Raw genomic sequence first — 13,263 nt, 5'->3', positions numbered from 1 at the left:
GGCGGAACGGGGACTACGAGAATGACCACCAGACCACCCCAGAATCGCAACAGTGCCCTGCGCGTCAGTGGCGCGCTCGTCGGCGTCGCGATCGCGCTCGGCGCCTGCACCCATACCGACGACGCCGTCACCGCCTCCATTCCCGAGGATTACAAGCAGCGCCACCCGATCGCGATCGAAGAGCAGAACCGCTCTATCGTCGTCTTCGTCGGTCACGCGCGCGGCGGCCTGACCGCAGCCCAGCGCGCCGACGTCATGGGCTTGGCGTCGACCTGGACGCACGAGGGCACCGGCGCGATCCATATCGACGTGCCGACCGATACGCCCAATGCACGCCCGGCCGCGGACTCTCTGCGGGAAATCCAGGCCATGCTGGCGGCCGCCGGCGTGCCGCCGCGCGGCGTCATCGTGCGCCGCTATCATCCCGAAGACCAGCGCTTCCTGCCGCCGATCCGCCTGACCTATTCCAGGATTGCCGCGGTCGCGGGTCCCTGCGGGTTATGGCCTGAAGATCTCGGCCCCTCGATCAAGAACCCGCGATGGTTCGAGAACAAGTCCTATTACAATTTCGGCTGCAGCTATCAGCGCAATATGGCTGCAATGATCGACAATCCGTCGGATCTCGAGCAGCCGCGGCCTGAAACACCGGCCTACACCATGCGCCGTAACGCCGCCTTCGAGAAGTATCGCAAGGGCATGCCGACGGCGATCACCTATCCCGAGGCCGAGAAGGCCAAACTCAGCGACACCGGCAAATGATCAGCTACGCTCGCCAGACTCAGGAAGAACAGCCGCAAGGCGCGCCGCCGCCGGCAGAGGAGCATATTGCACCTGCCCCGCGCGTCTCGGTCCAGGCCTTCTGCGAGACCGTGGAGACCGCCGCCGCCGTGCAGTCGGCCGGCGAGGACCGCCGCCTCGGCAAGGCTCATCTGAAGATCCAGATGGGCGGCATCGCGGCTGCGGCCGAGGCCTATCGCTCCGCCCCAACACCGAACGTGATCGTCCTGGAGAGCGACGGGCGGGCTGACCTGCTTGGCGGGCTCGACCAGCTCGCGACCGTCTGCGATGCCGGCACCCGCGTCGTCGTGATCGGCCGCATCAACGACGTCATGCTCTATCGCGAGCTCGTACGCCGCGGCGTCAGCGACTATGTGCTGGCACCGGTTGGGCCGATCGACGTGGTGCGATCGATCTGCAATCTGTTCTCTGCGCCGGAAGCCAAGGCGGTCGGCCGCATCATTGCAGTCGTCGGCGCCAAGGGCGGCGTCGGCGCCTCCACCATCAGCCACAACGTCGCCTGGGCGATCGCGCGCGACCTTGCGATGGACGCGGTGGTCGCCGATCTCGACCTCGCCTTCGGCACCGCCGGGCTCGACTACAACCAGGATCCGCCGCAGGGCATCGCCGACGCCGTCTTCTCGCCGGACCGTGTCGACACAGCCTTCGTCGACCGTCTGCTGTCGAAATGCACCGACCATCTGAGCCTGTTGGCCGCGCCCGCCACGCTCGAGCGGGTCTATGATTTCGGCACCGACGCCTTTGATGCCGTGTTCGACACGCTGCGCTCGACCATGCCATGCATCGTGCTCGACATCCCGCACCAATGGACGGGCTGGACCAAGCGCGCCCTGATCGGGGCGGACGACATCCTGATCGTGGCCGCACCCGACCTTGCGAACCTGCGCAACACCAAGAACCTCTTCGACCTCTTGAAGGCGGCCCGGCCGAACGATCGGCCGCCGCTGTACTGCCTGAACCAGGTCGGCGTCCCCAAACGGCCCGAAATCGCCGCCACCGAGTTCGCCAAGGCGATCGAGAGCCAGCCGATCGCCTCGATCCCGTTCGAGCCCCAGACCTTCGGCTCCGCGGCCAATAATGGCCAGATGATCGCGGAAATCTCGGCCAACCATAAGTCGATCGACATGTTCCTTCAGATCGCCCAGCGCCTGACCGGCCGCAGCGAGACCAAAAAGCAAAAGTCGTCGTTCCTTTCACCCCTGATTGAGAAGTTGCGCGGAAAATAGCCGCCGCATGGAGTTGTTAAGTGTTCGGTAAGCGTAGCGGAACAGACACCGATCTTCGGGCCCCCAAGCCCGGCGCCGTGTCGCCAGAGCCTGCCCAGGCCCCGGCGCCGAGTGTTTCGCGCGCGCCGCCGCCCCCGGCCATCGCCTCGCCGCCGCTGGCGCCGATCAAGGCTCCGCCGCCTCCGCCGATGGAGAGCCGCCGCTCGGACAATTACTACGAGGTCAAGGCAACGATCTTCGGCGCCCTCATCGAGGCGATCGACCTCGCCCAGCTCGCCAAGCTCGACTCCGAGTCCGCACGCGAGGAAATCCGCGACATCGTCAACGAGATCATCGCGATCAAGAACATCGTGATGTCGATCGCCGAGCAGGAGGAGCTGCTCGACGACATCTGCAACGACGTGCTCGGCTATGGCCCGCTCGAGCCGCTGCTGTCGCGCGATGACATCGCCGACATCATGGTCAACGGTGCCAACACCGTGTTCATCGAAGTCGGCGGCAAGATCCAGCGCACCGGCATCCGCTTCCGCGACAACCAGCAGCTCCTCAACATCTGCCAGCGCATCGTCAGCCAGGTCGGCCGGCGCGTCGACGAATCCTCGCCGATCTGCGACGCCCGTCTTGCCGACGGCTCCCGCGTCAACGCCATCGTACCGCCGTTGTCGATCGACGGTCCCGCACTGACCATCCGAAAGTTCAAGAAGGACAAGCTGACGCTGGATCAGCTCGTCAAGTTCGGCGCCATCACCCCCGAGGGCGCCGAGATCCTCCAGATCATCGGCCGCTGCCGCTGCAACGTGCTGATCTCCGGCGGTACCGGCTCGGGCAAGACGACGCTGCTCAACTGCATGACCAACTACATCGAGCACGACGAGCGCGTCATCACCTGCGAGGACGCGGCGGAATTGCAGCTCCAGCAGCCTCACGTGGTGCGGCTGGAAACCCGCCCGCCCAACATCGAGGGTGAAGGCCAGGTCACGATGCGCGAATTGGTGCGCAACTGCCTGCGTATGCGCCCCGAACGCATCATCGTCGGCGAGGTCCGCGGACCAGAAGCCTTCGACCTGTTGCAGGCCATGAACACCGGCCATGACGGCTCGATGGGCACGCTGCACGCCAACAATCCGCGCGAGGCGCTGTCGCGCTGCGAATCCATGATCACGATGGGCGGCTTCTCCCTGCCCTCGCGCACCATCCGCGAGATGATCTGCGCCTCCATCGACGTCATCATCCAGGCCGCCCGCCTGCGCGACGGTTCGCGCCGCATCACCCACATCACCGAGGTGATGGGCATGGAAGGCGACACCATCATCACCCAGGACGTCTTCCTCTATGATCTCGTGGGTGAGGACGCCAACGGCAAGATCATCGGACGGCATCGCTCGACCGGAATCGGCCGCCCCCGCTTCTGGGAGCGCGCCCGCTACTACGGCGAGGAGAAGCGCCTTGCCGCCGCGCTCGATGCGGCGGAAGCGAAGACTTGAGCGGTAACGCACCATGAAGATGCAGGTTCTCGCTCTCTCCTTTCTCGCCACCGCCGCCGTCGGCGGCATCGCCTGGGTTTTCCTCTATCCGCTGCTGTCCGGCGAGCGAAAGGCGGAGAGCCGGCGCGCCTCGGTCGCGCGCGCCGAGCCGGTCGCGGCACGGCAGGCCGAGAAAAGCCAGCGCTCGCGCCGCGAGCAGGTCGAGAGCACGCTCAAGGATCTCGAGCAGCGCCGCCTCAAGGAAAAGAGCGTTCCGCTCAGCGTGCGGCTGTCGCAGGCCGGGCTCGACTGGACGCCGCAGAAATTCTGGATCGTCTCCGCCGCGCTCGGCGGCGCGTTCTTCTTCGTCGCCATGTTCGTCGGCGGCGGATTGCTGGGGGCTGCAGGCCTTGCCTTCGCCGGCGGCCTCGGCCTGCCGCGCTGGCTGCTGAGCTTCCTGAAGAAGCGCCGCGAGAACAAGTTCCTGGCAGCGCTTCCGGACGCGGTCGACGTCATCGTCCGCGGCATCAAGGCCGGCCTGCCGCTGTTCGAATCGATCAAGGTCGTCGCCGCCGACTCGCCGGAGCCGCTGCGCAGCGAATTTTTGGCGATCATCGAGACCCAGGCCATCGGCATGCCGCTGGGTGAGGCCTGCTCGCGTCTCTATGAGCGCATGCCGCTGCCGGAGGCGAACTTCTTCGGCATCGTCGTCTCGATCCAGCAGAAGTCCGGCGGTAACCTCTCCGAGGCGCTGGGCAACCTCTCGAAGGTGCTGCGCGACCGCAAGAAGATGAAGGAAAAGATCCAAGCGATGTCGATGGAGGCCAAGGCCTCGGCCGGCATCATTGGCTCGCTGCCGCCGATCGTGATGTTCCTGGTCTATCTCACGACCCCGCAATACATCTCGCTGCTGTGGACCCACCCCACCGGCCAGCTCATGCTGGTCGGCTGCGTCGTCTGGATGTCGATTGGCATTCTGGTGATGAAGAAAATGATCAACTTCGACTTCTGACGGTGTGCGTATGGTCGATCTCCTCGTCACGAAACTACACGACGTTCACTTCATGACGATGCTGCTGGCGGCAATCGCCGCCAGCGCCACCGTCTACACGCTTGTGATGCCACTGTTCGCAGGCGAAGGCCTTGCCAAGCGCATGAAGGCGGTGGCAAGCGAGCGCGAGCGCATCCGGCAGCGCGAGCGCGACCGGCTCACCAAGACTGAGAAGGTTTCGCTGCGCCAGACGCCGAAGCAGCTCGTCTCCAGGGTGGTCGAGGACTTCAACCTCACCAAATGGCTGGCGCAGGAAGCCGCGCGCGAGAAGCTCGTGATGGCGGGCTATCGTGGCCAGGCGCCCTACATCACCTTCCTGTTCGCCCGCATGGTGACGCCGCTCGTGCTGTTCGTCGGCTCCATGCTCTACGTCTTCGTGATCGCGCATATGGAGAAGTCGCTGCCGATCAAGATCGGCATCTGCGTCGGCGCCGCCTATCTCGGCCTCCAGGCGCCGATGCTGTTCCTGAAGAACGCGATCTCCAAGCGCCAGCTTTCGATCAAGCGCGCCTTCCCCGACGCGCTCGACCTGCTGCTGATCTGCATCGAATCCGGCATGTCGGTCGAGATGGCGTTCCGGAAGGTCGCGACCGAGATCGTCGGCCAGTCGATCGCGCTGTCGGAGGAATTCACGCTGACCACGGCCGAGCTGTCCTACTTGCAGGACCGCAAGGTGGCCTATGAGAACCTGGCGCGGCGCACCGGCCTCGAAGGCGTCAAATCGGTCTGTCTCGCGCTCCAGCAGGCGGAGCGCTACGGCACCCCGCTCGGACATTCCTTGCGCGTGATGGCGCAGGAAAACCGCGACATGCGCATGAACGAGGCCGAGAAGAAGGCCGCCGCGCTGCCGCCGAAGCTGACCGTGCCGATGATCCTGTTCTTCCTGCCGGTGCTGTTCGTCGTCATTCTCGGACCGACCGGCATCAAGGTCTCCGAGCTGCATTGACGGCTCGCGGCGGGCCGCGTACCGGCCCGCGCCGTCGAACAAGCCTAGAACACGGTGAAATCAAGCGCGAGCCGAGTGCGCCTCGGCTCGCAAAGATTCAACAAGGCTCGTCCAGCTTTTGGCCGGCTATTCGGATTGGCTGAGGGAAGCGACCGGCATGCGCTTTGCCGCGTTGCGCGGCGCGTCGTTGCGGTTCAGCATTTCCTTGAGGTAGGCGACGTTGGCGGCGGCTTCGTCCGGCGGCAGATCGGCCTTGACGATCGTCTCGGCCTCCGCGAAGCGTCCCTGCAAACCGACCACCAGCGCGAGATTCTGCCGCACCCGCGCATTGGCGCGTGGCGAGGCATAGGCCTGCCTGAGCGCCTCTTCCGCCCGCGGCAGCTCCTTCGTCAGCATGTAGGAAAGGCCGAGATTGGACAGGACGCCGGGATCGCCGGGCGTGATCTTCAGCGCGCTGACATAGTAGCGGCGCGCTTCCTCGTGCTTGCCCATCTGGTCGAGACAGGTGCCCTGCACGGAGAGCAGGCGCCAGTCCGGGTTGTCGGGCGAGTGCGCCTTCGACAGCACGTCGAAGGCCTGCTGGAAATTGCCGTTGTCGGCGAGTGCACGGCCATAGAGCGCCAGAAGCGGCTTGTTGCCGGGATGGGCGATGGTTGCCTGCTCCAGCACCGCGGCGGCCTGGGCCCGCTGGCCGTTGGCGCGCAGCGCCTGGCCATAGGCGAGCGCCGCGTCGGGATCCTTGGGGTTGGCGCGGTACCGCTCGCCATAGACGTCGGCGGCGCGGGCGGGGTCCGCGGGCGCTGCGGCATCCGCGCGCGGCGTCACCGAGCCCGTGATGTCGGCCATGGTCTGGCAGCCGCCCAGGCTTGCGGCCAAGACCGCTACCAGCGAGCTGGACGCAAGAAGCCGGGCAACACAAGACCGCTGACGCATGACGCTTTGACTCTCGAGCCGATTGATCGAGCCGAACGCGCCAGCAATAGACTGTTAACCCTAACAGCCGGTTAACGCCGCCCGCAGCACGGGTTGGCGCGCCGGCCGGCCCGGTCGAGGTCCCCCCCAAATTTGGTGTCAGCTCTTCGCGCGAGCTGCGCAATCAGGTCGCCAGTGGCATCGCGAGCCGCGGCTCAATATTCCATGGCCAGCCGCTTCCTGACCTCATCGATACGCTTGTCGAGCGCGTCGAAGCGCGCGTGGACCGCGCGGTCGTGGAGATAGAAAACGTAGCCGCCGGCGATGAACGCGAAGATCCAGTGATGATGCTCGACATAGTTGAAGACCGCCTCGATGGCCTGGCCGAAAAACGCGACCACGCTCCACAGAAATTCCATTGCGTTCCCTCCCGGCACGTCATGTCCCACGGGCACTGACGCCGCGGGCGAGTTTTACCGGAACCTAGCATGACGACGGCGGACCGAGTAGCGGCTCGCGGGCGCGCCGGGTGGCGACGAAGCGATTGCAGGTGCCGCGAAACTCTGCGAAGTCTCCTGTCATCATCTGAACCATCTTGGGCCGGACCCGCCAATGCCTTCCGTATTCGAGACGTCGTCTGCCGCCATTCCCATCACCTTCGTGACAAAATCGAGCTGGGATCAGGTCGCCGAGACGCTTGCGCCGCCGCAACGCCAGTTCGCAACGGCCAACGGCTTTGCCGCAAAGCCGGGCGCATATCTCGCTTTGCCGGCGCCGGACGGCGCAATCTCCCGGGTGCTGTTCGGGCTCGAGGACGACAGCGCGCGATCGCGCGACCTGTTCCGGCCAGGCAGCCTGCCGGGGCTGCTGCCGCCGGGGACCTATCGCTTCGCCAACGCACCGCATGATGCCCGCCTCGCCGCCCTCGCCTTTGCGCTCGGCAGCTATCGCTTTGCCCGCTACCGCAAGACGGATGCTCCCGAGGTCAGACTGGTGCCGCCCGATGGCATCGACGTCGCCGAAGTTGCGCGGATTGCCGATGCGGCGTGTCTGGCGCGCGACCTCGTCAACACGCCTGCCAACGACATGGGGCCGGAGGAGCTCGCTGCGGCCGCGCAGGCGCTCGCCGCCGAATTCGGCGCGAGCTTTGGCTGCATCGTCGGCGACGAATTGAAGGCGCAGAATTTTCCGCTAATCCATGCCGTCGGCATGGCTTCGACCCGCGCGCCGCGCCTGATCGACATCACCTGGGGCAACCCTGCGCACCCCAAGGTCACGCTGGTCGGCAAGGGCGTCTGCTTCGACACCGGCGGGCTCGACATCAAGCCGTCGAGCGGCATGCTCATCATGAAGAAGGACATGGGCGGTGCGGCCAACGTACTGGCACTCGCGCGCATGGTGATGGATGCCAAGCTCAAGGTGCGGCTGCGCGTGCTGATCCCCGCCGTGGAGAACGCGATCGCCGGCAACGCCTTCCGGCCGCTCGACATCTTTCCCTCGCGCAAGGGGATCACGGTCGAGATCGGCAACACCGACGCGGAGGGCCGGCTGGTGCTGGCCGACGCGCTGGCGCTGGCGGACGAGGAGAAGCCCGATCTGCTGATCGATCTGGGCACGCTGACCGGCGCCGCGCGCGTCGCCCTGGGGCCGGATTTACCGCCCTTTTACACCAATGATGAGACGCTTGCCGCCGACGTCGCGCGCTGCGCCGTCAGGGAGAACGATCCGTTGTGGCGCATGCCGCTATGGCCGGCTTACGATTCCTGGTTGGACTCCAAGACGGCCAACATCACCAACGCACCATCCGGAGCCTTCGCCGGCTCGATCACCTGCGCGCTGTTCCTGCAGCGTTTCGTCGAACAGGCGAAGAGCTGGCTGCACGTCGACATCTATGCCTGGACGCCATCGGCAAAACCCGCGCGCCCCGAGGGCGGCGAATGCCAGGCCGCGCGCGCACTCTACACACTCCTGAGCGAACGCTATGCATGATCCGCGGCTGACGCCGGCGCGCGGCGACATCGCCGCGAAATACCTCGAAGGCAAGGTGCAGGCCGAGCGCTTCGTCGAGGGCGAAGAGTTCGAGGTGGTCGAGGCGATCGCGCCGCTGCGCGAACAGCCGTCGTGGAGCGCGATGCTGATGACGGAGGCGCTGCGCGGCGAGCGCGTCACGGTCTACGAACGCAACGGCGAAGGCTGGGCCTGGGGTCAGCTCGTGAGCGACGGCTATGTTGGCTGGCTTCCCGATGCGGCCCTCGCCAAGCCCGCGGCTGCGCCGACGCACAAGGTCGGCGCCCTCCGGACCTTTGCTTTTCCAGGCCCATCGATCAAGCTGCCGCCATCCGACGCGCTCGTGATGGGATCGAAGGTTGTCGTGACACGCGACGACGGTCCCTTCGCGATCACCCGCGAGGGACACTATCTGCCGAGGACGCACGTCGTCGCTCTCGACCATCGCGAGGCGGATTTCGTCAGCGTGGCCGAGCGCTTCGTCGGCACGCCCTATCTCTGGGGCGGCAAGAGCTCACTCGGCATCGATTGCTCCGGGCTGGTCCAGGTTTCACTCACCGCCGCTGGCATCGGCTGCCCGCGCGACAGTGACATGCAACTGGCCGGTCTCGGGCGAGCCTTGGAACCGCATGAGAGGGCCAAGCTCCAACGCGGCGACCTGATCTTCTGGAAGGGCCATGTCGCGATCGTGCGCGATGGCAGCACCATGGTCCACGCCAATGCACATCACATGGCGACGGTGATTGAGCCGATCGACCCGGCGATCGCGCGTATCAAGCTGGCCGGCAGCGAGATCGTCGCGATCAAGCGGCTCTGACCTCTGATCGTCATTCCAGGGCACGCGAAGCGTGAACCCCAATGCGCAATTGCGCATTGGGGAATCTCGAGATCCGGGTTCGACCTTCGCATCGCCCCGGAATGACCAAGACTACGTCGCCACCGACCCGTCGCCCGCCGTCTCCAGCCGGAACGCCGCCGCGAACAGCGCGCGCGTGTAATCGGTCTTCGGGTTCTTGAACAGCTCCGCCGCCTGCCCTTCCTCGACCACCTTGCCGCCGCGCATCACGATCAGATGGCTGGCGAGCGAGGCCACGACGCGCAAATCGTGCGAGATGAACATGTAGGTGAGATTGCGCTTGCGCTGCAATTCGCGCAGGAGGTCGACCATCTGCGCTTGGAACAGCATGTCGAGCGCGCTGGTCGGTTCGTCCAGCACGACGAAATCCGGCTCGAGCACGATCGCGCGCGCGATGCTGATGCGCTGGCGCTGACCGCCGGAGAATTCGTGGGGATAGCGGAAACGCGTCTCCGGATTGAGACCGACATCCTCGAGCGCCTTGATGACGCGCGCCTCGCGGTCTTCGCGCGACAGCTTCGGCTGATGCACCGAGAGCCCTTCGCCGACGATATCGGCGATCGACATGCGCGGGCTGAGCGAGCCGAACGGATCCTGGAACACGACCTGCATGTCGCGGCGGAACGGGCGCATCTCCTTGAAGCGCAGTCCCTGGATGTCTTTTCCCAGGAACACGATACGGCCGTTCGACGAGATCAGCCGCAACAGCGCGAGCCCGAGCGTGGTCTTGCCGGAACCGGACTCGCCGACGACGCCGAGCGTCTCGCCCTTGCGCACCGCGACACTGACGCCGTCGACCGCCTTGATGTGGCCGACAGTCTTGCGCAGGAAGCCGCGCTTGATCGGAAACCAGACCTTCAGCGCATCCGCCGACATTACGAGCGGCGCGTTCGGCTGCGGCGGCGCCGGATCGGGCTTCGGCTCGGCCGCGAGCAGGTCGCGCGTATAGGGATGCTTGGGGCTGTTGAAGACCTGCTCGACCGGGCCCTGCTCGACGATCTTGCCGCCGTTCATCACGCAGACGGTGTCGGCGATGCGGCGCACGATGCCAAGATCATGGGTGATGAAGAGCAGGCTCATGCCGAGGCGCGAGCGGATCTCGGCCAGCAGCGCCAGGATCTGCGCCTGCACCGTGACGTCGAGCGCCGTGGTCGGCTCGTCCGCAATCAACAGGTCGGGCTCGTTGGCGAGCGCCATCGCGATCATCACGCGCTGGCGCTGGCCGCCGGAGAGCTGATGCGGATAGCTCGCGAGCCGCGTCTCGGGATCGGGGATGCCGACCTGCGTGAGCAACTCCAGCGTCCGCTTGCGCGCCAGCGCGTTGCTGGTCGGATTGTGGAGCTGGATGATCTCGCCGATCTGCGCCTCGATCGTGTGCAGCGGATTGAGCGAGGTCATCGGCTCCTGGAAGATGATGGAGATGTCGCTGCCGCGGATCCCGCGCATCTCCTGTTCCGAGAGGCTCAGGATTTCACGCCCCTTGAAGCGAATGCTTCCCGAGGGGTGCGAGGCGTTCGGATAAGGCAGGAGCTTCATGACCGAGAGCGCGCTGACCGACTTGCCGGAGCCGGATTCACCGACCAGCGCCACGCATTCGCCGCGCTTGATCTGGAACGACACCTTGTCGACGGCGAGCGTCGTGCCTGCGCCCTGGTGGAAGGCTACCGAGAGATCGCGCACGCTAAGCAGGGGCTGGTTGATCGCGTCCATCGCTTACCTGAACGTCTTGCGCGGATCGAAGGCGTCGCGCACCGCTTCGCCGGTGAAGATCAGGAGCGACAGCATGATCGCGACGGCAAAGAAGCCGGAGAAACCGAGCCACGGCGCCTGTACGTTGGCCTTGGCCTGCGACAACATCTCGCCGAGCGACGGCGAGCCGGGCGGCAGCCCGAAGCCCAGGAAGTCGAGGGCCGTGAGCGTCATCACCGACGAGGAGACGATGAACGGCAGGAACGTCATCGTCGCCACCATTGCGTTCGGCAACAGGTGCCGGAACATGATCACGGCGTTGGAGACGCCGAGCGCCCGCGCAGCCTGGATGTATTCGAAATTGCGCCCTCGCAAGAATTCCGCGCGCACGAGGCCGACCAGCGCCACCCAGTGGAACAGCACCATGATGCCGAGCAGGATGAAGAAACCCGGCGGCAGCACGGCCGATATGATGAGCAGCAGATAGAGATACGGTATCGCGTTCCAGATCTCGATGAAGCGCTGGAACAACAGATCGATCCAGCCGCCGAAATAGCCCTGCACGCCGCCGGCGATGATGCCGATGACGGACGAAACGATGGTCAGTGTCAGGCCGAACAGCACCGAGATGCGGAAGCCGTAGATCAGCCGCGCGACCACGTCACGGCCCTGGTCATCGGTGCCGAGCCAGTTGTATTCGAGATCGCGGCAGCTCTTCAGGCCCTTTTTCTCCACCACCGGCTTGCATTGCGCCTCCGTCAGCATCCAGGTCGGCGGCGACGGCGCGGGCGTCGGCAAATCGAGATTGTGGGTGTCGTAGGAATAGCGGATGAGCGGCCAGACGATCAGGCCCCCCTTGTCCTTGATCAGCTTCTGCAAATAGGGATCGCGATAGTCGGCCGCAGTCTCGAAGTCACCGCCGAAGGTGGTCTCCGAATAGGTGACGAAGGCGGGCCAGTAGAGACGACCATCGAACTTGATCACGAAGGGACGGTCGTTGGCGATCAGTTCGGCGAACAGGGAGACCACGAACAGGACCATGAATATCCAGAACGACCAGTAGCCGCGCCTGTTCGCCTTGAAGTTCTGCCAGCGCCGCCGGTTGAGCGGCGATGGCTCGAACGCCTTGCGCGTAGGCGGCACCGCCTCGCCCAGCGGCACTTGGGTCTTGGTCTCGATCGGGGTGGGCGCGGTGACCGTCATCAGACCTCCCGCGCCTCGAAATCGATCCGGGGATCGATCCACATATAGGTCAGATCGGAGATCAGGTTGACCACGAGACCCATCAGCGAAAAGATGTAGAGCGTGCCGAACACGACGGGATAGTCACGGTTGAGAACACTTTCGAAACCGAGCAGCCCGAGCCCGTCCAGCGAGAAGATGGTCTCGATCAGGAGCGAGCCGGAGAAGAAGGCGCTGATGAAGGCGCCGGGGAAACCCGCGATCACGATCAGCATGGCGTTGCGGAAGATGTGGCCGTAGAGCACCTGGCGCTCGCTGCAGCCCTTTGCCCGCGCAGTCATGACGTATTGCTTGCGGATCTCGTCCAGGAACGAGTTCTTGGTGAGAAACGTCATGGTCGCAAATGCACCGAGCGCCATCGAGATCAGCGGCAAGGTCAGGTGCCAGAAATAATCGAGGATCTTCCAGTACCAGGGGAATTGCGACCAGCCGTCCGATGTCAGCCCGCGCAGCGGGAACCAGTTGAAGAACGAGCCGCCGGCAAACAGGATGATCAGGAGGATCGCGAACAGGAAGCCGGGGATCGCGTAGCCGAGCACGATCACTGCCGAGGTCCAGGTGTCGAAACGTGCACCGTCCTTGACCGCCTTGCGAATGCCGAGCGGTATGGAGATCAGGTAAGTTATCAGCGTCAGCCAGATGCCGAGCGAGATCGAGACCGGCAGTTTCTCCTTGATGAGCTGAATGACGCTGACGGTGCGGAAATAGCTGGTACCGAAATCGAACCGCGCGAAATTCCAGACCATCATCAGGAAGCGCTCGGGCGCCGGCTTGTCGAAGCCGAACTGCTGCTCCAGCTTCTTGATGAACTCGGGATCGAGCCCCTGCGCGCCGCGGTATTTCGAGTTTACGGCGTCGGCGCCGGCGCCGAGTTGTCCCGGCGCACGCTGCGCGAAGTCGCCGCCGCCCGAGATGCGCGAGCTGCCGCCGGTGTCGGCGCCGGAGAGCTGCGCAATGACGCGCTCCACCGGGCCGCCCGGCGCGAATTGCACCACGACGAAGGAGATGAAGAGGATCCCGAGCAGCGTCGGTATCATCAGGAGAATGCGGCGGGCGATATAGGCGCTCATGAG

At 65.1% G+C, this 13,263-nt stretch carries 12 protein-coding genes; 7 read left to right on the top strand and 5 right to left on the bottom strand.

Annotated features, from left to right (window positions below):
• The first annotated feature begins 21 nt into the window (after positions 1 to 21).
• From Q3C01_RS12980 to Q3C01_RS12960, 5 genes are read left to right on the top strand one after another with little or no spacing between them, the layout of a single operon-like run.
• Positions 22 to 759: a CpaD family pilus assembly protein gene (locus tag Q3C01_RS12980; RefSeq protein ID WP_458145717.1), complete on the top strand. Its 738-nt coding sequence runs from the start codon at positions 22 to 24 to the stop codon at positions 757 to 759.
• Complete coding sequence (locus tag Q3C01_RS12975) at positions 756 to 2,024, top strand: CpaE/TadZ family protein (RefSeq protein WP_458145716.1); 1,269 nt, start codon at positions 756 to 758, stop codon at positions 2,022 to 2,024. Before Q3C01_RS12980 ends, Q3C01_RS12975 begins: the two co-directional genes overlap by 4 nt.
• A 20-nt stretch (positions 2,025 to 2,044) precedes the next feature.
• A complete protein-coding gene (locus Q3C01_RS12970) occupies positions 2,045 to 3,508 on the top strand; it encodes a TadA family conjugal transfer-associated ATPase (protein WP_458145715.1) in 1,464 nt (487 codons plus the stop codon).
• Between the two features lie 13 nt (positions 3,509 to 3,521).
• Positions 3,522 to 4,499 (top strand): type II secretion system F family protein, encoded by a 978-nt coding sequence (locus Q3C01_RS12965; protein WP_458145714.1) that lies wholly within the window; start codon positions 3,522 to 3,524, stop codon positions 4,497 to 4,499.
• Positions 4,500 to 4,509: 10 nt separating this feature from the next.
• Complete coding sequence (locus Q3C01_RS12960; protein WP_458145713.1) at positions 4,510 to 5,484, top strand: type II secretion system F family protein; 975 nt, start codon at positions 4,510 to 4,512, stop codon at positions 5,482 to 5,484.
• Between the two features lie 126 nt (positions 5,485 to 5,610).
• Here the strand turns inward: Q3C01_RS12960 and Q3C01_RS12955 are convergent, their stop codons facing one another.
• Entirely contained in the window at positions 5,611 to 6,417 is an 807-nt protein-coding gene (locus Q3C01_RS12955; RefSeq protein ID WP_458145712.1) for a tetratricopeptide repeat protein, read from the bottom strand.
• Positions 6,418 to 6,611: 194 nt separating this feature from the next.
• Positions 6,612 to 6,815 (bottom strand): hypothetical protein, encoded by a 204-nt coding sequence (locus Q3C01_RS12950; protein ID WP_458145711.1) that lies wholly within the window; start codon positions 6,813 to 6,815, stop codon positions 6,612 to 6,614.
• A 193-nt stretch (positions 6,816 to 7,008) separates the two neighbouring features.
• Here Q3C01_RS12950 and Q3C01_RS12945 point away from each other — a divergent pair, with 193 nt between their 5' ends.
• Both Q3C01_RS12945 and Q3C01_RS12940 read left to right on the top strand, forming a co-directional pair.
• On the top strand, positions 7,009 to 8,385 hold the full coding sequence (locus tag Q3C01_RS12945) for a leucyl aminopeptidase family protein (protein ID WP_458145710.1): 1,377 nt from the start codon (positions 7,009 to 7,011) through the stop codon (positions 8,383 to 8,385).
• The gene (locus Q3C01_RS12940) at positions 8,378 to 9,220 is read left to right on the top strand and encodes a C40 family peptidase (RefSeq protein ID WP_458145709.1); all 843 of its coding nucleotides are present in this window, start codon (positions 8,378 to 8,380) and stop codon (positions 9,218 to 9,220) included. Before Q3C01_RS12945 ends, Q3C01_RS12940 begins: the two co-directional genes overlap by 8 nt.
• Positions 9,221 to 9,331: 111 nt before the next feature.
• Here Q3C01_RS12940 and Q3C01_RS12935 read toward each other — a convergent pair whose 3' ends face one another.
• Genes Q3C01_RS12935 through Q3C01_RS12925 form a run of 3 tightly spaced genes read right to left on the bottom strand, consistent with a single transcriptional unit; the run spans position 9,332 to position 13,260 of the window.
• Positions 9,332 to 10,969 (bottom strand): ABC transporter ATP-binding protein, encoded by a 1,638-nt coding sequence (locus Q3C01_RS12935; protein ID WP_458145708.1) that lies wholly within the window; start codon positions 10,967 to 10,969, stop codon positions 9,332 to 9,334.
• Between the two features lie 3 nt (positions 10,970 to 10,972).
• Positions 10,973 to 12,151, bottom strand: a complete 1,179-nt coding sequence (locus tag Q3C01_RS12930) for an ABC transporter permease (RefSeq protein ID WP_458145707.1) — start codon at positions 12,149 to 12,151, stop codon at positions 10,973 to 10,975.
• A complete protein-coding gene (locus Q3C01_RS12925) occupies positions 12,151 to 13,260 on the bottom strand; it encodes a microcin C ABC transporter permease YejB (protein WP_458145706.1) in 1,110 nt (369 codons plus the stop codon). The genes Q3C01_RS12930 and Q3C01_RS12925 overlap by 1 nt, the downstream gene beginning before the upstream one ends.
• Positions 13,261 to 13,263: the final 3 nt, after the last annotated feature.

This window comes from Bradyrhizobium sp. UFLA05-109 (assembly GCF_054185165.1).
The sequence above is the reverse complement of the archived record's forward strand: the minus strand, read 5'-3'. Positions and strand labels throughout refer to the sequence as shown.